Raw genomic sequence first — 18,361 nt, forward strand, 5'->3', positions numbered from 1 at the left:
TTTTTGGGAAGAGTCACCAGCTCCTCCTCTGTTTATAGAGGAGGTGGCAGCGAAGCTGACGGAGGAGTTCAATCTAAAATTTAAAATCTAAAATCTAAAATTAGTATGGCTTTAAAAATAGCAGACAAAGAATTTACCTCACGCCTATTCACCGGAACCGGTAAATTCGCATCGAATCAACTGATGGAAGATGCCATTCTGGCATCTGAATCACAACTTGTAACCGTTGCGCTGAAACGCGTGAACATGGACGGTAAGGACGATGATATTCTGGCTCACCTGAAAGCACCTCATATCACCTTGTTACCCAATACTTCCGGCGTGAGAACCGCCAAAGAGGCCGTGTTCGCCGCACAACTAGCGAGAGAGGCTCTCGGCACGAACTGGCTGAAACTGGAAATACATCCCGATCCCAAGTACTTGTTGCCCGACCCGATTGAAACCCTGAAAGCGACCGAGGAACTGGCAAAGCTGGGATTCGTGGTGTTACCCTACATTCAAGCCGATCCGGTACTTTGTAAACACTTGGAAAATGCCGGGGCCGCCACCGTGATGCCGTTAGGTGCACCGATCGGCACTAACAAAGGGCTGGTGACCCGCGACCTGCTGGAGATCATCATTGAACAGAGTAATATCCCGGTAATCGTGGATGCCGGAATCGGGGCCCCCTCCCACGCCGCCGCTGCCATGGAAATGGGTGCTGCCGCAGTGCTGGTGAATACCGCTATTGCCGTATCGCCTAACCCGGTAGAAATGGGGCGGGCATTTAAACTGGCCGTGGAGGCCGGACGCATGGCATTCGAGGCAAAACTTGCCAAACAATACCGCCACGCACAAGCCAGCTCCCCGTTAACGGCATTTTTGGATTAAATGAGTTCATCAGGTTTATAAGGTTCGTAAAGTGACGGGTGTCCTTCGGACAGTGTTTTAACGGCAACTTATGTTACCGATAAAGATTAAACAACCCCCTCTGGCTCCCCCTTACACAGGGGGAGAAACGAACGCAAGAAGTCGCTTCAATATTTCAATGTAGCGCATCCTCCCCCTGTGTAAGGGGGAGTTAGAGGGGGTTGTTAACACACGAAACAAAACCTTATAAACCTTATGAACTTTACAAACTTTTAAACATCATGTAAATGACTTCATTTTACGATACCTTGAAAACCTACGACTGGGACGATGTGAAACAGAACATCATGGATAAGTCGAAAAACGATGCTATCGCAGCAATCAATAACCCGCATCGCACGTTAGATGATTTTATGGCGTTGATCTCCCCGGCGGCAACACCGTTGCTGGAGGACATGGCTGTGGAGGCTAACCGTCTGACCCTGGAAAGATTCGGGAACACGATCCAGTTGTACATTCCCCTGTACGTTTCCAATTACTGCACGAATTTCTGCGTGTACTGCGGTTTCAACCACGATAACGATATTCACCGGAAAATGCTTACTCTCGAAGAGGTACAGGCTGAAACCGACGTCATTACCGGGTGGGGATTCAAGCATCTGCTGCTCGTGTCGGGCGAGGCGCCTGCCGTGACCACGGTGGACTACTACGAGAAAGTGATCCGTGCGGTACGGGACAAGTTCTCGCAAATCGCCCTTGAAGTGCAACCTCTCGACACGGACGACTACGCCCGGTTACACGAGGCCGGGTTGAGTTTCGTGTGCGTGTACCAAGAAACGTATAACGAACAACAATATCCCAAGTACCACCCCAAGGGACGGAAGGCAAATTACCGCTACCGTTTGGAAACTCCCGACAGGGTATGCACGGCCGGGGTTCAGAAAATGGGTATCGGGGCATTGCTCGGTCTGGAAGACTGGCGCACCGACTCGTTCTTCACGGCCCTGCATTTGAAATACCTGGAAAGAACCTACTGGCGTTCCAAGTACTCGATCTCTCTTCCCCGCCTGCGGCCACACGCCGGGGCCTTCATGCCGAAAGACCCGATCAACGACAAGCAGATGGTGCAACTGATATGCGCCTACCGTTTGCTCGACCAGCAGGCCGAAATCTCCGTATCCACGCGGGAAAGCCGGGAGTTCCGGGATCACGTGATGCACTTGGGAGCCACGTCCATGAGTGCCGGGTCAAGCACGGAGCCGGGCGGGTACGTCGTTCCCCACAAGGAACTGGAACAATTTGCCATCAACGATAACCGTACCCCGCAAGAAATGGTCGAGGCCATCAAAGCACAAGGGTATGAACCCGTGTGGAAAGATTGGGACGCTTGGATGTAGTTAACAATAATAGGGTTTGGTAGCCGCCAAACCTTATTATTATATGTTTGATAACTTCTTTTAACTTTTGAAAAACAATAAATATTCTTCTCCTTTTGTTACGTTTGTCTTTTTAATACTCTAAAATCATTTTAATTATGGTAGTTGCATATTTGCGAGTCAGCACAAACAAACAACATTTGGAAAACCAGCAGGAGGAGATCAAGAAATTTGCAGCCCACCGGGGACTTGATATTGACAAGTGGTATCATGACGTTGTCAGTGGAAAAGTACACAGTAATGACCGAAAACTAGGCGATCTTCTGGAATCTTTGCAGGAAGGTGATTGCCTTATCGTCACGGAAGTTTCGCGATTGAGCAGGACATTGATTGACATCATGAATATCATCAATACCTGTATTCAACGTAAAATTGTTCTTCATAGCACGAAAGAAGGATACACTTTCGAGAATAACCTGAATAGTAAAATCCTGGGATTCGCGTTCGGGCTAGTCGCGGAAATCGAACGTAATCTTATATCCATCCGGACAAGAGAGGCTCTCGCGGTAAGAAAGGCCGAGGGAAAAAAACTGGGGCGCCCGTATGGCAGTTGTCCGCAGTTGAACGTGTTGATACAAAACAAGGAGAAGATTATCGAACTCATGGATAACAGCGTACCTTACAAGAAAATAGCCAAGAAATACAAAGTATCCATCTGCACCGTCAACCGATTTGTCAAACAACACATTAACGAAAGCAAGTAACAAGAGTAGAATAAATTAGAATTTTCATTACCGATGCCACTGACCAATCAAGAACAAGAACGTTATAATCGACACATTATCCTACACGACATTAGAATTCAAGGACAAGAAAAAATTAAAGAAACGAGCATACTGGTCGTAGGAGCCGGGGGATTAGGCTCACCTATATTATATTACCTCACGGCAGCAGGAATCGGCCATATCGGCATCATGGACGACGATGTTGTTTCGGAATCCAACCTGCAACGCCAAATATTATACGACACGACTCACGTGGGAACTCCGAAAGTCACCGTCGCCGCCACGAAATTAAAACAATTAAATCCATTCACCCGGATTACACCATATTTTACCCGGTTATCACTGGATAACGCACTGGAAATCATTTCCGAATACGATATTGTCATGGACGCGACAGATAATCTCCACGCCCGTTACCTGATTAATGACGCTTGCGTGAAGCTGGGAAAACCGTTCGTTTACGGCAGCATTTGCGAGTTCAGCGGGCAAGTGTCCGTGTTTAATTACCAGAACGGCCCCACTTACCGGGATCTTTTCGAGTACAATGACGAGATCGAGAATTTCTCGCAACCGCTGGGTGTCATCGGGGCATTACCGGGAATTGTCGGTTCCCTTCAAGCGAACGAGGCAATTAAAATCATACTGGAGAAACCCGGCGTACTTTCCGGGAAATTACTGACTATTGATATATTGAATAACACGTACCTTACTTTTGCCATCCGGAAGAAGGAACGAGGGGAGGAATCCCTGTTTAAATAAGTTTATAAGGTTTGTAAGGTAATGGACCCCTGGCGGGGCGCTTTGTCAATGTCAGCACGCGCTGACATTAAAACTACCCCCTCTAACTCCCCCTTACACAGGGGGAGAACACGTTCCATTGTAACATTGTAGCCTTTTTACCTGTTTCCTGCATCGTACCCCCTTCCCGGAGAACACGTTCCATTGTAACATTGTAGCACCTTCTCGCGTTTGTCTCTCCCCCTGTGCAAGGGGGAGCCGGTGGGGGTAGTCCTTACAAACCTTATGAACTTTATAAACCTTTTATTTCTTCTCGTACCCCGGCTTACCCAGCAGCATGAACATATTGTTCTTGTAGGCCTCCACGCCCGGCTGGTCGAAGGTGTTCACCCCGAGGATACCGCCGGAGATGCCGCAAGCCAGTTCGTAGAAATAGAATAGCTGACCCAAGTAGTACTCCGTCAGTTCCGGGATAATGACCCGGATATTCGGTACCCCACCATCCACGTGGGCGAGTTGGGTTCCTAGTTCGGCCATCTTGTTTACCTCATCAACGCGTTTACCAGCCAGATAATTTAGTTTATCAAGGTCATGGGCATCACAAGGTACTTGCAAGCTGTATTTCGTTTTATCGATGGAAAGAACCGTCTCAAACAGATTGCGACGTCCTTCCTGTATATACTGTCCCATGGAGTGCAAATCTGTCGTGAAGTCAACACTGGCGGGGAATATACCCTTATTCTCTTTGCCCTCACTTTCCCCGTAAAGCTGCTTCCACCATTCGGCAACGTAATGCAGTTTCGGATTGAAGTTCACCGTGATCTCAATCACATACCCTTTTTCGTAGAGGGCATTCCGAACAGCAGCGTATGTAGAGGAAAGCTCTGCCCCGTTACCTTTGCTGTACGCCCGCATATCCACGGCCCCTTTGAGTAAAGCCCGGACGTCAAACCCAGCAATAGCCACGGGAAGCAATCCCACCGGGGTCAGCACGGAGTAGCGTCCCCCAACATTGTCCGGGATAACAAAAGTCTCGTACCCTTCCCGGTCCGACATCGTTCGCAAGGCCCCCTTTTTCTCGTCGGTAATGGCCACGATTCTCTCCCTTGCCACGGCAACTCCCTCTTGCTCGATCAATTGATCCTTCAGTAAACGGAAAGCCACGGCAGGTTCGGTCGTGGTTCCCGATTTGGAAATCACGCATATACCGAATTCCTTATCTTTGAGGAACGCCTGTAACTCGTATAGATAGTCCTCGCTCACGTTATTTCCCGCAAAAACAACTTTCGTACCGGAATAAGCATCAAAACTACCGGACATGGCCTTGATCACCGCTTTGGCTCCTAGGTAAGACCCCCCGATACCCACGATGACAACAACATCGGTTTGTTCCCTTAACTTATTGGCACAAGCGGAAATACGATTCAATTCATCATCCGTGATATGGACGGGCAGATCGAGCCAACCCAAAAAGTCACTCCCTTTACAAGTTCCATCTTCCAAGTCCTTTAGAGCTTTTGTTGCTTTTTCTCGTTGCACGGTGATCTCTTCTTCCCCTACAAACGATAACACCTTCGAGTAGTCAAGTTTTATGCGATCCATTGTTTTCATGTTTTATATATTATTCCTCCTTCCTGGCTTTCAGCATATCCCTGAAGCGAGAGGCACTCTCGTAATCCTCGTTCTTCACGGCCTCATCCAGTAAACGGGTTAATTCTTCTATCGTGAAATTATACTCGGTTGTTCCGGATTTCTCCGGTTCAACAGGCTTTTGCCCGCTAAATTCTCCCGCGGCAAGATCGGAGATCGGGATGGCTGTCTTGGCAATCACGCTGGCCGCAATGTAAATCGGACAATTATAGCGCAAGGCAAGGGCGACGGCATCAGAAGTACGCGAATCAATCTTCAGCAGTTCCTCGCCATTCCTGAAACGCAGTTCTGAGTAAAAGATGCCGGATTCCCAACGATATATATAAACCTCTTCCAGAACCACTCCCAGACTATCCGCCAGACTCTTCATCAAATCGTGCGTCAAGGGACGCTGCGAGTGCAGGTGTTCCATCTGTATGGCAATGGATTGAGCCTCCGCAATCCCGATAATGATGGGGATGCGGAAGGCATCGTTCTCTTCCGCCAGAATCAGCGCGTACGCTCCGGTTTGTGACATACTCTGATAGGATAACCCGAAAACTTTTAACTTAATCCTGTCCATAAGCCTTGTATAACTTTAGGTCTACGATTTTCTATTCTTAGTTGTTACAATTAATGTACCATTCCGGCTCGTCAGCCCCGAATTCAACGCTACGATTTTTTCAACGGAGCCCTGTATATACGGGCCAGACCACCGAGACTTGTCTCGCGATACTTGGCCTGCATGTCGCAACCCGTCTGCATCATGGTCTCCACCACGTCGTCAAAAGACACCTTGTGCCGGCCATCCGAGAACAAAGAATAGATCGCACACTCCCGCGCTTTCTGCGAGATAAAGGCATTTCGCTCGATGCAGGGAATTTGCACGTAACCACCCACGGGATCGCACGTCAAACCTAAGTTATGCTCGAATCCCATTTCCGCGGCGTACTCGATCTGCATCGGGGAACCTCCCAGAATCTGGGCCGCCGCACCGGCTGCCATAGCGCAAGCCGTTCCCAGCTCTCCCTGGCATCCTACCTCGGCACCGGAAATGGAACCGTTGGTTTTCACGATGTTACCAATCAACCCGGCCGTGGCCAGACCTTTTATAATTCGTTTATCACTAATCTCCTGATCATGTTTCAAAAAGAACAACACGGAAGGTACGACCCCAGCCGACCCGCACGTGGGAGCCGTCACGATCTTACCTCCTGCCGCATTCTCTTCGGCAACCGCCAAAGCGGCAGCAAATACCATTCCCATGTGGCGTAGCGTACCCGCCGATTGCTGGGCCCGTACGTGGTAGGAACAAGCCTTGCGTGCCAACCGTAGGTTACCGGGTAACACACCCTCATTTTCCAAGCCGTTATGAATACTTGTAACCATCACTTTCCAAACCTCTTCGAGATAGTCAAAGATTTCCGGTCCCTCGTGCAGTTCCACGTACTCCACGAAAGAGCGTCCCTCGGCCTTGCACCAGTCCAGTATATCCGTCATTTTCGTGTCGGGATAGACATCTTCCTCCTTGAAGGTTCCCAGTTCATCCCATAAAGCACCACCACCAACACTGTATACCTCCCAACGATCCACGACTTCCCCGTTTCTTAAAGCCTCGAACAACATCCCATTCGGATGATGGGGCAGAGATTTCGTAGACTCCCATATAATTTCCGTGTCGTCCGGCCGATCGATCATCTTCTGGATGGCAACATCCGTTCCGTGCCCCACTCCCGTCAATGCCAGACTCCCGTACAAGGTCACCCGATAGCGCTCGGCATCCGGATTCTTTTCCTTGAAATAATACGCCGCCCGTCCCGGTCCCATCGTGTGACTGGAAGAAGGCCCGTACCCAATTCTAAATATTTCTCTGATTGATTTCACGTCCTAATTATTGTTATAGATTTTATTAATTTCCTGATTTATGATTTTAGATCAAGTGATTTCCACCTTATACCAATGTTTTTCTGAATCATAAATCGTAGTTCATAAATTGCGAATTAATCGGTTTTCAATAAAAAAAAGGCAGGCCTGTAAGCCGGGTTCTGTACCTTGCGGTTTCTATCATTTATCTACTCCGCGGATCACTCCGCAGCTCTAGCGACCTACCCCCTGGCATCGGTCGGGCAAACCTAAGCGCCAGTGTACATGGTCTTGCAACTCGTGAGGTGTACGGCTACCCCGATCACCCGGGATACCGGTGGGCTCTTACCTCACCTTTTCACCCTTATTCCGCAAACGGAACGGTTATTTTCTGTTACACTACTGCCCCCTCTCGGAGACCTTCCCGTTAAGAAGCACGATGCCCTGCGTTGCCCGGACTTTCCTCTCTCCCTCGCGGGACAGCGATAGAACGGCCTGCCTTTATATTTTAGATTTAATGATTTTAGATTTTAGATTCCAACCACACAAGGCCAACGCTTTAACTACCCCCTCTAACTCCCCCTTACACAGGGGGAGAACACACCACAATGTCACATTGTAGCGCCTTCTTGCGTTCGCCTCTCCCCCTGTATAAGGGGGAGCCGGTAGGGATAGTCCCCTCTAATCTCCAAACTCATCAAATCGTCTTCATTTTCAATTGTCAATTCTCAATTTTCAATTAATTAAGAATCGGGTCTTCCGGGAAATTCGCCCACAGCTTGTATCTTCCCCCCAGAGAACTCATGGCTTGTTCCCATAATCCCTCGTTCGGGATGGTAAACAACGTGTCGGTAGGAATCGTCCCCACCATCCAAGAATTCTCCTTCAATTCATTCTCCAACTGGCTATCTGTCCAGCCACTATACCCTGCAAAGAAACGAATCTCTCCTTCCAATACCTTTCCGGCTTTCAACATCTCCGTCAAAGCCTTAAAATCACCTCCCCAGTATATCCCCTTCGCAATCTCTTCCGAGTCCGGTATGTCATTTCGCCGATGGATGTAATACAACTGATTACGCTCCACGGGACCACCAATGTACACGGGGAAATGTACGCCTTCGAGTTCTTTTACCAACTCGGAAGTCGTGTAAGGTAACGGCTTATTCAATACAAAACCCACGCTCCCGCTCGGATCATGTTCCACCATGTAGACCACGGAACGGTTAAAATATTTACCTTCCAGAAAAGGTTCTGCAATCAACACCTTTCCCACCTCAACACGGTCATCATTGTGACGTATCTGAAACAGATCCTGAAATTCCTTTTCCACTAATTAATATTTTTACAAGTCAAATATATCTACTAACTTTGTATTGATAAAGCGTTAATGCAAAGATATAAAAATGTGCAAAATATTTATCATATCACTCCTATCTTTATTTATTAACAGCTTTGCAACAGCGCAGAGTGTTGTCCCGTCCGTGATTATGGGCAGGGACACCGTGCCCCATGTTCTTCTCCATGAAGTAGATGTCGTCGCCCGATTGAAGAATCCCCGGAAATACGCTCTCCAGCAACAACGGAATCAAAGGATGGTTTATAACGTGAGAAAGGTGTTCCCGTACGCGAAAATAGCTGCCGCCAAGATCAACGAGATTGAAAATAAACTAGCGCAAACGGATTCCGAGGCAAAACGGAAGCAGATTATCAAGAAAGAGTACAAGGAACTCATGCACACGTTCAAACAACCGTTGATGAAACTGACCGTCACGCAAGGGAAAATTCTCGTTCGCCTGATCTACCGAGAGACAAACAACACGTCGTTCAATCACATCAAGGAGTACAAGGGTACGGTGAATGCCTATTTCTGGCAATCGCTGGCCCTGTTGTTCGGGAATAACCTGAAAGCCGATTACGAACCGAACGGGCGGGACCGGGAAATCGAGCAGATCGTGCGCTCGATCGAAAAAGGGGGCCCTTCTCACATCACCCGGCGATAAATCCTGTTCTTGGCACTAAAATTACCACTCTTTGATATGATCGGAATTTAAAGTTTATTACTTTTGCCTTATGAAATACGAAGAGATAGTTGCAGATTTAAAAGCAGGGAAATATGCCCCGATTTACTTTCTATCGGGGGAAGAGTCCTATTTTTTGGACGATATAGCGACACGCATCGAGAAAAACGCCCTCACGGAGGACGAGAAGGCGTTTAACCAAACGATATTGTACGGGAACGATGTCTCCATGACCACCGTGACCGACACGGCCCGCCGCTTTCCCATGATGTCACAACGTCAGGTTGTCATAGTCAAGGAGGCCCAGAATATCCGGGATTTCGAGAATTTACTGCCTTATATTGATCATCTTCAACCGACAACGATCCTCGTGTTTCTCTATAAAAACAAGAAACCGGACAAGCGTAAAGGAGTTTTCAAAAAATTAAGCAGTTCTTCGCATTGCATCTATTTCGAGTCGGCCAAACTTTACGACAATAAGATCCCGGACTGGATTATCTCGTACTGCAAAGACAAGAAGTACATGATTTCGTTGAAAGCCGCAGGTATTCTCGCAGAAAGTCTGGGAAACGATTTGAGCAAGGTGGCCAACGAACTGGACAAGCTCATGCTCCTACTTCCCGGTGGCGGTGAAATCAAGGAGAATCTGGTGGAAGAACACACGGGGATCAGCAAGGAATTCAACACATTCGAACTCACGGCGGCTATCATACAGATGGATCACCTGAAAGCAAACCGTATCGTGAATTATTTCGAGGCTAATCCCAAGAACAACCCGCTGGTTCTCACGATCAGCATGTTGTTCCGGTACTTTCTGAACCTACTGACGTACCACTACCAGAAGAAAAGTACCCCAAACCAGCAAGAAATGGCCCGGTTACTGGGTATCAATCCCTATTTTCTGAAAGATTACACGGAAGGAGCGAAACGATATAACGCCATGAAATGTGCCAATATTATCTCTTGGTTACGGGAGTATGACCTCAAATCAAAAGGTGTTGGTAACGCTAACATTTCTGACGGCGAGCTTTTGAAGGAGTTAATATTTAAGATAATGCATTGAAATTCGCCACAGGTGAATTTCTGGTTACAAGTTGACAAGTTACAAGTTGGAAAGATAAAATCTAAAATGAACAAGGCTATATTTCTGGATCGGGACGGGACCATTAATTCTGATGAAGGTCATTATTACATATATAAGGTTGAAAACTTCGTTTTCAATCCCGGTGTTATCGACGGAATTCGTCGACTGAACGAGGCGGGTTATTTGATTATCGTGGTTACCAATCAAGGCGGGGTCGCTAAAGGGGAGTACACGATCGAAGATGTGGACAACCTTCACGTTCATATGTGCAAGGAGTTGGAAAAGCACGGGGCGCACGTGGATAAAATATACTACTGCCCTCATCACAGCAGCATTGCCCCCTGTAAATGCCGCAAACCATCGCCTTACATGATCGAACAGGCTATCCGGGAGTTTGACATCGACAAATCTGCCTCGTGGTTAATCGGGGACGGTTCACGGGACATCGAGGCGGCAGAGGCTGCCGGAATCCGGGGAATTAAAATACCTAAAAACAGCGACTTAACCCCGGTTATAGACTCCATCCTCAAGCAATAAGAAAGTTAACGATACGTCATGTTCGCAATCTTATTTGCCTTACTGCCAATGGTTATACTGATCATATCCATGGGGATATGCAAGTGGCCCGGAGATAAGAGTAGCCTGCTTACCCTTGTTATTACCGTTATGTTGGCCACTTTCGCCTTTGGTATACCCGCGCAAGAGATCGGTTTCACTTTAATAAACAGTACCACACGTGCTTGTATCACCATTCTTTCCGTTATCTGGATGGCCGTGTTTAGCTATAATATTCTACTGGATTCCGGCAAGATTAAAGTGTTAAAAGACCAACTGGCAACGATTTCCACGGACAGGAGTGTACAGGTATTACTGATCACGTGGGGGTTCGGGGGGCTACTGGAAGGAATGGCCGGCTACGGGACCTCGGTCGCCATCCCGGCAGCCATACTCGTAACGCTGGGATTTCGCCCGTTGTTCGCCGTCCTCGTGAGCCTCATCGCCAACAGTGAACCCACAACCTTCGGGGCCGTCGGTATCGCGGAAACCGTTCTCATGGAAGAGACCGGCTGCCCGTTACCTGAATTGTGTAAGGCTACCATTCAACAATTATATCCTTTTATATTCTTGATCCCGATAACTTTGGCTATATTGGCTGACAGACGCCGCCAAGCTTTACTCAAGAACATCTTGCTCGGTACGATTGTCGGGGGCGTATCCTTCCTAGCACAATACGCCACGGCCGTATATCTCGGCCCGGAGATGCCAGCCATTCTAGGCAGTATTTGTTCCATCATTATTATTATCGCATGGAGTAAATGGAACAAAAAAAGTGACACAATTCCCACGAAACACTCGCCTCGGCAAATATACCAAGCGTGGAGTGTCTACGGCCTTATCATTTTCTTTATATTACTGGCTATTCCCTTCAATTTCAAGGCAACGAGTTTATTGCTTTTTGCCGGAGCTTTTATCGGGGGACAAATACAGGGTATAACGACAAGCAGACAATTCACGTTACTAGGCCAAACTCTCGTACAAATCCGCAGTACCATTATTATGGTTATCGCCTTGGTCAGTATATCCGCACTCATGGAAATATCCGGCATGGTGCAATTACTGGCCAACACACTCACTTCCATCTCCGGGAAGTATTACGCTTTCTGGTCCCCTCTGGTCGGGGAAATAGGAACATTTATCACGGGTAGTGGTACTTCGGCAAACATTCTTTTCGGGAAGTTGCAAGCAGGAATCGCCGCAAACATGGACATCGCTCCTTCTTGGCTTGCCGCCGCCAACACCACAGGCACTACTGCCGGGAAAATTATCTCACCCCAGAGTATTGCCATTGCCGCCTCCGCATGTCAATTACAAGGCCAAGAAGGGGAAATCTTGAAACGAGCTTTTCCCTATGCACTGGTGTATGGAGTATTATTAGGAATTATAGTCTTTATAGGGTAATTAGAAAGCAGCCATCAATAAATCAATATCCCTGGAAACCAAGCCATAGCGATCGGCAATCACCCGTTTTGTCAACACACCGTTATAAACATACACGCCATGCCGTAATCCCGCATCATTTTTTATGGCAGTATTAAAACCACCCGCCCGGGAAATCTTATCAAATAAAGGAGTGAATAAATTACTATAAGCGATAGATGCCGTGCGAGCTACTCTCGACGGGACATTCGGGACACAATAGTGGATTACCCCGTTATATACATACGTCGGGTTCTCATGAGTCGTTGGCCCTGATGTTTCAATACATCCACCATGTTCAATGGACATATCCACGATCACCGCCCCCTGTTTCATCAACCTTACCTGTTCTTCGGACACGGTAATCCCGAAATCATCATCGAAGAAACGCAAAGCCCCGATCAGCACGTCGGCAGACAACAACGCCCTTTCCAAAACCGGCTTATGAAAAACAGAAGTATATACCCGTTGTCCCAGACAATGATTTATCCGGCGTAGACGCTCCAGCGAATGATCGAACACTTTCACCTCAGCCCCCAAAGCCAACGCCGTGCGAGCCGCATATTCCCCCAAAGTTCCGGCTCCCAAGATAACCACCTCGGCTGGAGTGATTCCCGTCACCCCTCCCAGCAAGATACCTTTCCCTTCCCGAGAATTGCTCAAGTACTCGCTGGCAATCATGATTGCCGAACTTCCAGAAATCTCACTCATCATCTGCACCACGGGATAAACCCCGTTCTCGTCTTTCAGAATATCGAACCCGACAGCCGTCACTTTCTTCTGCATCATCTCCACGACAGCCTCTTTTCGTAACTCGAAAAGCTCGATCGGTGACAGTATAACCTGCCGATCATGCATCATCTCCACGTCTGCCTGCATCACCGGAGTCGGTTTCAGTATAATATCCGCCGTGTACACTTCCTCGCAGGTATCCAACATCTGGGCGCCCGCATCGGCGTACTCCCGGTCATGGTAATGTGCAGCCTCTCCAGCTCCTCGTTGTATCATTATCGTATGCCCCATATCAACCATCATGGCCACGGCCTCCGGGGTTAAACACACCCGGTTTTCCCGTCGCTCGGTCTCGTTCGGTAAACCGATTGTCAATCGCTTCTGCCGGTATTCCCCAAATACCTCCTTTTCCTGGTATAGAAACCACTCCCGATTAATTTGGGCTCCCAATAATTTACCCGAGTTATCCATAACCTACACTTTAAAGTTTTTCTTCAATCACCAATTCTCTCCGGCCATCTGCCAGTTCGGAAAACTTGCATATCAACGTGTTTTCCGGTAACAGAGGCTCCACCATCTCCGGCCACTCGATAAAACAACGATTCCCGCTATAAAAATATTCCTCGTAACCGAAGTCCATGGCCTCCTCAATATTCTTCACCCGATAGAAATCGAAATGAAAAACCGAGTCTCCCGTGGCCGTCAGATACTCGTTTACGATAGCGAACGTCGGGGAATTCACATCATCCTCTATCCCCAAACACCCGGCTACCGCTTTCACGAAAGTGGTCTTTCCCACTCCCATCGGCCCGTACAGGGCATATATTGTGTTATTTCCGGTCCTTTCCAAAAACTCTTTTGCTACCCGATTCAAATCATCAACACCGTCAATTATCCAGCGCATAAACTTTCCTCTATTTTATGAATTGATTAATTACCTTTGTCATATACCCGATTGGAGTATACCACAAAGGTAATTATTAGTAAACGAAAAAACGAAACTAAAAGTTAGAATCTCCCCTACTTCTCAACTTCTTCAACGATCTCATCCTGTTGTCCGGCATCCGTGGTTTTCTCTTCCGTGGCGGCACCTTTCAGGAAAGTCGGTAGATTCAGCCCGGCCATGTTAAACAAATCATTCAACGGGGGAACCGATTTCATCATCCCCGAGATGAAGTTCGCCGTGGAGGTATTCCCGTTCCCGGCATTATTGCCATCCCAAACGGTAACCTTATCGATCTTGATATTCTTAACAGCCTCCACTTGTGTTCTCACCAGCTCCGGCAACTTATCGGTAATCAACATCATCACCGCCTTGTCGGGATCTCCGGCGGCGGCTTTCACGATTTGGGCATATCCTTCCGCCTGTTTTGTCAGCACCTCGTATAAACCTCGTGCCTCGGCATCCATCTTGGCAAAAATGGCATCAGCCTCTCCTTTCGCCAACCGGCGCAAACGTTCCGCCTCGGCCTCAGCATCTATAATCGCTTTCTCTTTGTCAATCTGTGCGGGAACCACGATATTAGCCGCTTGTGTGGCTTTTTCTCTTTCGGCACGAGCAATCTCGGCCTCTTTCTCTGCCATGTACGCCTCTTCCAAAGCCTTTGCAGCCTGCACTTTCTCTGCCGCGATAGCTTTACGGGCAGCCTCGGCCTCTCTCTCCCGACGGATTGCATCCGAATCGGCAATTAAAATCTTGGCATTGTTTTCTCCCTCCACCGCGGTTGCATTAGCCTCGGCCGTCCGGATACGAGTGTCCCGCACGGTTTCCGCGATACGAATATCTTTATCCCGATCTGCCTCGGCTTTACCGATCTCTCCAAATCGATTCTGCTCGGCCACGCTCTTCTTGGCATCATTGATCGCTTTCGCTGCTGCTTCTTTTCCCAAAGCCTCGATATACCCGGACTCATCCCGCAAGTCGGTCACGTTCACGTTGATCAGTTTCAAACCGATCTTCCGTAACTCGGCCTCCACGTTAGCACTCACGTTAGCCAAGAATTTATCCCGGTCGGAATTGATTTCCTCAATATCCATCGTGGCAATCACCAAACGTAACTGCCCGAAAAGAATATCCTTGGCCAAATCCTGAATATTTTCCTGCCGTTGCCCCAACAAACGCTCTGCCGCGTTCGTCATGCTATCCGGTTCGGTAGAAATACCCACCGTAAAACGACAGGGCACATCTACCCGTATATTCTGTTTACTTAAAGCGTTCGTCAAATTACACTCGATAGAGATCGGAGTCAAGTCCAGAAATGAAAAACTCTGGAACACCGGCCAGATAAAAGCCGCCCCTCCATGAATACAACGTGCGGAACTCACACCCCCGGTCGCATTCTTACCGGTCCGCCCGTACACGACAAGAATCTTGTCTGACGGACAACGTTTATAACGGGACAATATCGCCGCAAACGTAACAAATAACACCGCCACGATGGCGACAATCAAATACAAACTACCTTCCATACTTTCCATATATTCCTAAGATTAATAATAAATAGTCATTTAAAAACGCTCCACCAGTAAGGTGTTGTCGTTTATCACTTCCACGACCCGAATCGGGGCTCCCGTCTCCAATTCCTCGCCTGCTGTCAGGGCATCAAATTCCCGGATGGCTCCCTGTATCGAGATTTGTACTTTCCCTTCTCCCTGTTTTTCTCCCGGAATCTTTAGGTACACGTTCCCTTTGCACCCCACGGCATTTGCCATGTTGATCGTCCCGCTTTGTTCCATACGGCTCATGAATCTGAAAATAGCCATCACGGCCACCACTAGCAACACTCCGATCACGGCCGACACGAGAATCAACACAAACTGGTTTTCTATCGCTTTTTCAAAAGAGATGATCGACCAACCGAACCCCAGTAGGAAATTGATGAAATTACGGAAAGTAAATAACTGGAAAGGACCGCTATCCCCGTCTGTCGCTGTATCCGCACTCACGTCAACATCCATCCCCCCATCCGTATCCATCCCGATAAAAGTCATGATCGTTTGGATAACAAATACCAAACTGGCAAATAGCGTGATGCACCACACCGATTGCATAAATAACCCCAGAGAACTCCACCATTCTTCCATTACATTCAATTTAAATTAGACGATATTCACTAACTTCCCCACAAGCACACTACTACACAAATATAGACATTTTTACAGGACTTCCTACCCTCCATTAAAATTAAATATACATTCTACCGATCCGGGTAAAATACAAGATTAAATATCTAAAAATAAAAGAATAACAAATCAAAACTAGAGTTTAAAGTTTATTAACTATAAAAATTAGTTTTAAAACTAAATATTTTAGTTCTTTGTTGCAAAAGAAATAAACCATGAAAGGATTAACTAGCAAAGAAGAAGAAATCATGGGCTTTTTCTGGGAGAAAGGCCCTCTATTCGTGAAACAGATGCTTGCATTTTACGAAGACCCGAAACCGCATTTCAACACGTTATCCACCATCGTGCGCGGGCTGGAAGAAAAAGGTTATCTCGCTCACGAAGTTTACGGGAACACCTATCAATATTACGCGATCATTAGTGAGGAAGAGTTCCGCAAAGGCACCTTGAAAAACGTGATCAGCAAATACTTCAACAACTCGTACCTCAGTGCCGTATCTTCACTCGTGCAGGAAGAGGACATTTCATTGGAAGAATTGAAACAACTCATTTCCGAAGTAGAAAAAGCACACGATAAATAAACAACTTATGGGTACTTTCTTTGTCTATATACTAAAAACATCCATCTGTTTAACGGGATTCTACTTGTTTTACAGATTATTACTCAGCAAAGAGACTTTCCATCGTTTCAACCGGGTAGCATTACTGGGTATTCTACTGTTGTCCCTGCTTATCCCGTTCTGTGAAATAACCGTTCCCAAAGAATCGGAAGTACAACAAACATTAGTAACCATTGAACAGATTCTCACCCTGGCAGACCACGTTCCACAAACAGAAGTACAAGCCCTCCCTTCATCCATCCCGTTGTGGCTTCCCGTCCTGCTGTGTATTTATTTGCTGGGAATTCTTTTCTTCCTCGGACGTAATCTTTATTCACTGTTTCATATGCTCCGACTATTACATGGCGGAAGGCAGGAAAAGTTAGAAAAAGGTATTACACTCATCATCCATGACAAGAATATCGCTCCCTTCAGTTGGATGAAATACGTGGTCATTTCCGAGAAAGATTTGCAGGAAAATAGCAAGGAAATTCTCATCCATGAAATGGCTCACGTACATAATCGACATTCCATCGACCTGTTGATCAGCGATATTTGTATCATTTTCCAATGGTTCAACCCTGCATCCTGGCTCTTGAAACAGGAATTACAGAATATTCATGAATACGAGGCCGATGAAACGGTTATCCGTCAAGGCGTCAACGCGAAACAATATCAATTATTATTAATAAAAAAAGCTGTCGGCACAAGGCTCTACTCTATGGCCAACAGCTTTAATCACAGTAAACTTAAAAAACGAATAACTATGATGTTAAAAGAAAAATCCAGTCCTTGGGCCCGGATGAAGTACCTCTACGTACTTCCCGTTGCGGCAATCACATTAACCGCTTTCGCCCGTCCCGAAATCTCGAACGAACTAAACGAGATTTCAACTATCAAAGTTAATGATATTACTTCAATTCTCGATGCAAAAGAAGTAAATAATTCCCTTTTAATAGCCGATACCACCCAAAAAGTAGAAGTTAAAACATCTATGACCATATTTGAGGAAGTAGAGGAAAGTAGGCCAAGTACTCCCCGATACACTAAAATCAAGGTAAAAAAAGACACTACAAATTTGAAAGAATACCAAATTTCAATAACCAAAGCTATTGATGTTGCAACAGACACATCACTCTTAACGCAAGCAATATTAGCTGCTCCCAGTCTATTCATTGTAAATGGTCACGAAGTTTCTGTCGATTCTGTAAAAATGATCAATCCGAATAAAATCGAAACAGTTACTATTCTAAAAGATAAATATGCTAGCATTCTATATGGAAATAAAGGAAAAGATGGTGTTGTTTCAATTACTTACACTTCCGGGAGTCCGGACAAAAAAGTAACCTCTTATAAACTGGCAGACGGCACCACAGTCTATTTAGAATCAGAAACGTCAACAACCGGTTCTTACGCGATCATCCACTCTAAAGATACGTCCAGCCTTAGAACCGTGAAACTAAAAGGTGAAGCTCGATTCAAGATTGTCGAAAAAGATTCCATCATCGAGTATCAAGTCACCAGTGACACGTTAAAATACGGTATTCAAAAGAAAAAAGAGAAGTAGTATCGTACTTTCTTCTTGTAC

18 protein-coding genes and 1 other RNA gene are annotated in these 18,361 nt (G+C 46.8%); 10 read left to right on the forward strand and 9 right to left on the reverse strand.

What is annotated here, in order from left to right; all coding sequences use genetic code 11:
• The first annotated feature begins 105 nt into the window (after positions 1–105).
• The 4 genes from I2I33_RS03515 (at position 106) to I2I33_RS03530 (ending at position 3,769) form a co-directional block, all read left to right on the forward strand.
• Complete coding sequence (locus tag I2I33_RS03515) at positions 106–870, forward strand: thiazole synthase (protein WP_087419965.1); 765 nt, start codon at positions 106–108, stop codon at positions 868–870.
• 266 nt (positions 871–1,136) lie between these two features.
• Positions 1,137–2,246, forward strand: a complete 1,110-nt coding sequence (gene thiH / locus I2I33_RS03520; protein WP_087419964.1) for a 2-iminoacetate synthase ThiH — start codon at positions 1,137–1,139, stop codon at positions 2,244–2,246.
• Between the two features lie 137 nt (positions 2,247–2,383).
• On the forward strand, positions 2,384–2,989 hold the full coding sequence (locus tag I2I33_RS03525) for a recombinase family protein (RefSeq protein ID WP_027202688.1): 606 nt from the start codon (positions 2,384–2,386) through the stop codon (positions 2,987–2,989).
• 33 nt (positions 2,990–3,022) lie between these two features.
• Complete coding sequence (locus I2I33_RS03530; RefSeq protein ID WP_087419963.1) at positions 3,023–3,769, forward strand: HesA/MoeB/ThiF family protein; 747 nt, start codon at positions 3,023–3,025, stop codon at positions 3,767–3,769.
• 282 nt (positions 3,770–4,051) lie between these two features.
• Here the strand turns inward: I2I33_RS03530 and I2I33_RS03535 are convergent, their stop codons facing one another.
• The 5 genes from I2I33_RS03535 to I2I33_RS03555 all read right to left on the reverse strand — a co-directional run bounded on the left by I2I33_RS03535 (position 4,052) and on the right by I2I33_RS03555 (position 8,570).
• A complete protein-coding gene (locus I2I33_RS03535) occupies positions 4,052–5,350 on the reverse strand; it encodes a glucose-6-phosphate isomerase (protein ID WP_195666732.1) in 1,299 nt (432 codons plus the stop codon).
• Positions 5,351–5,369: 19 nt separating this feature from the next.
• Entirely contained in the window at positions 5,370–5,960 is a 591-nt protein-coding gene (locus tag I2I33_RS03540) for a bifunctional nuclease family protein (RefSeq protein ID WP_087419961.1), read from the reverse strand.
• Positions 5,961–6,049: 89 nt separating this feature from the next.
• Complete coding sequence (locus tag I2I33_RS03545; protein WP_087419960.1) at positions 6,050–7,261, reverse strand: L-serine ammonia-lyase; 1,212 nt, start codon at positions 7,259–7,261, stop codon at positions 6,050–6,052.
• Positions 7,262–7,395: 134 nt separating this feature from the next.
• Positions 7,396–7,742, reverse strand: an RNA gene (gene rnpB / locus I2I33_RS03550) — RNase P RNA component class A.
• A 237-nt stretch (positions 7,743–7,979) separates the two neighbouring features.
• Positions 7,980–8,570, reverse strand: coding sequence for a YqgE/AlgH family protein (locus I2I33_RS03555; RefSeq protein ID WP_087419959.1), 591 nt, complete (start codon positions 8,568–8,570; stop codon positions 7,980–7,982).
• 73 nt (positions 8,571–8,643) lie between these two features.
• On the opposite strand from I2I33_RS03555, the gene I2I33_RS03560 reads away from it, so the two are divergent.
• The 4 genes from I2I33_RS03560 to I2I33_RS03575 all read left to right on the forward strand — a co-directional run bounded on the left by I2I33_RS03560 (position 8,644) and on the right by I2I33_RS03575 (position 12,301).
• Positions 8,644–9,240 carry a DUF4294 domain-containing protein gene (locus I2I33_RS03560; RefSeq protein WP_087419958.1) on the forward strand — a complete coding sequence of 199 codons (597 nt, stop codon included), beginning with the start codon at positions 8,644–8,646 and terminating at the stop codon, positions 9,238–9,240.
• 70 nt (positions 9,241–9,310) lie between these two features.
• Positions 9,311–10,321, forward strand: a complete 1,011-nt coding sequence (gene holA / locus I2I33_RS03565) for a DNA polymerase III subunit delta (protein WP_087419957.1) — start codon at positions 9,311–9,313, stop codon at positions 10,319–10,321.
• A 12-nt stretch (positions 10,322–10,333) separates the two neighbouring features.
• Positions 10,334–10,879 (forward strand): HAD family hydrolase, encoded by a 546-nt coding sequence (locus tag I2I33_RS03570; RefSeq protein ID WP_317193311.1) that lies wholly within the window; start codon positions 10,334–10,336, stop codon positions 10,877–10,879.
• A gap of 18 nt (positions 10,880–10,897) precedes the next feature.
• Positions 10,898–12,301, forward strand: a complete 1,404-nt coding sequence (locus tag I2I33_RS03575) for an L-lactate permease (protein ID WP_087419956.1) — start codon at positions 10,898–10,900, stop codon at positions 12,299–12,301.
• Here the strand turns inward: I2I33_RS03575 and I2I33_RS03580 are convergent, their stop codons facing one another.
• From I2I33_RS03580 to I2I33_RS03595, 4 genes are all read right to left on the reverse strand, one after another.
• Positions 12,302–13,522, reverse strand: coding sequence for an alanine dehydrogenase (locus I2I33_RS03580; RefSeq protein ID WP_087419955.1), 1,221 nt, complete (start codon positions 13,520–13,522; stop codon positions 12,302–12,304).
• A 10-nt stretch (positions 13,523–13,532) separates the two neighbouring features.
• Positions 13,533–13,955, reverse strand: a complete 423-nt coding sequence (gene tsaE / locus I2I33_RS03585) for a tRNA (adenosine(37)-N6)-threonylcarbamoyltransferase complex ATPase subunit type 1 TsaE (RefSeq protein ID WP_087419954.1) — start codon at positions 13,953–13,955, stop codon at positions 13,533–13,535.
• Between the two features lie 116 nt (positions 13,956–14,071).
• Positions 14,072–15,520 carry a flotillin family protein gene (locus I2I33_RS03590; protein WP_087420613.1) on the reverse strand — a complete coding sequence of 483 codons (1,449 nt, stop codon included), beginning with the start codon at positions 15,518–15,520 and terminating at the stop codon, positions 14,072–14,074.
• A gap of 39 nt (positions 15,521–15,559) precedes the next feature.
• Entirely contained in the window at positions 15,560–16,135 is a 576-nt protein-coding gene (locus I2I33_RS03595; RefSeq protein WP_087419953.1) for an NfeD family protein, read from the reverse strand.
• 254 nt (positions 16,136–16,389) lie between these two features.
• Here I2I33_RS03595 and I2I33_RS03600 point away from each other — a divergent pair, with 254 nt between their 5' ends.
• Positions 16,390–16,755 carry a BlaI/MecI/CopY family transcriptional regulator gene (locus I2I33_RS03600; RefSeq protein WP_027202699.1) on the forward strand — a complete coding sequence of 122 codons (366 nt, stop codon included), beginning with the start codon at positions 16,390–16,392 and terminating at the stop codon, positions 16,753–16,755.
• Positions 16,756–16,762: 7 nt separating this feature from the next.
• Positions 16,763–18,340, forward strand: a complete 1,578-nt coding sequence (locus I2I33_RS03605) for a M56 family metallopeptidase (RefSeq protein ID WP_087419952.1) — start codon at positions 16,763–16,765, stop codon at positions 18,338–18,340.
• The last annotated feature ends 21 nt before the right edge of the window (positions 18,341–18,361 follow it).

The organism is Butyricimonas sp. BSD2780061689_150309_C8 (genome assembly GCF_015560935.1).
GTDB classification, from domain to species: Bacteria; Bacteroidota; Bacteroidia; order Bacteroidales; family Marinifilaceae; genus Butyricimonas; species Butyricimonas paravirosa.

Bases quoted from the DNA above. Each gene is read 5' to 3' on its own strand.
- I2I33_RS03515 (WP_087419965.1), top strand. From the start codon at position 106: ATGGCTTTAAAAATAGCAGACAAAGAATTTACCTCACGCCTATTCACC.
- thiH (WP_087419964.1), top strand. From the start codon at position 1,137: ATGACTTCATTTTACGATACCTTGAAAACCTACGACTGGGACGATGTG.
- I2I33_RS03525 (WP_027202688.1), top strand. From the start codon at position 2,384: ATGGTAGTTGCATATTTGCGAGTCAGCACAAACAAACAACATTTGGAA.
- I2I33_RS03530 (WP_087419963.1), top strand. From the start codon at position 3,023: ATGCCACTGACCAATCAAGAACAAGAACGTTATAATCGACACATTATC.
- I2I33_RS03535 (WP_195666732.1), bottom strand. From the start codon at position 5,350: ATGGATCGCATAAAACTTGACTACTCGAAGGTGTTATCGTTTGTAGGG.
- I2I33_RS03540 (WP_087419961.1), bottom strand. From the start codon at position 5,960: ATGGACAGGATTAAGTTAAAAGTTTTCGGGTTATCCTATCAGAGTATG.
- I2I33_RS03560 (WP_087419958.1), top strand. From the start codon at position 8,644: ATGTGCAAAATATTTATCATATCACTCCTATCTTTATTTATTAACAGC.
- holA (WP_087419957.1), top strand. From the start codon at position 9,311: ATGAAATACGAAGAGATAGTTGCAGATTTAAAAGCAGGGAAATATGCC.
- I2I33_RS03575 (WP_087419956.1), top strand. From the start codon at position 10,898: ATGTTCGCAATCTTATTTGCCTTACTGCCAATGGTTATACTGATCATA.
- I2I33_RS03580 (WP_087419955.1), bottom strand. From the start codon at position 13,522: ATGGATAACTCGGGTAAATTATTGGGAGCCCAAATTAATCGGGAGTGG.
- tsaE (WP_087419954.1), bottom strand. From the start codon at position 13,955: ATGCGCTGGATAATTGACGGTGTTGATGATTTGAATCGGGTAGCAAAA.
- I2I33_RS03590 (WP_087420613.1), bottom strand. From the start codon at position 15,520: ATGGAAGGTAGTTTGTATTTGATTGTCGCCATCGTGGCGGTGTTATTT.
- I2I33_RS03595 (WP_087419953.1), bottom strand. From the start codon at position 16,135: ATGGAAGAATGGTGGAGTTCTCTGGGGTTATTTATGCAATCGGTGTGG.
- I2I33_RS03600 (WP_027202699.1), top strand. From the start codon at position 16,390: ATGAAAGGATTAACTAGCAAAGAAGAAGAAATCATGGGCTTTTTCTGG.
- I2I33_RS03605 (WP_087419952.1), top strand. From the start codon at position 16,763: ATGGGTACTTTCTTTGTCTATATACTAAAAACATCCATCTGTTTAACG.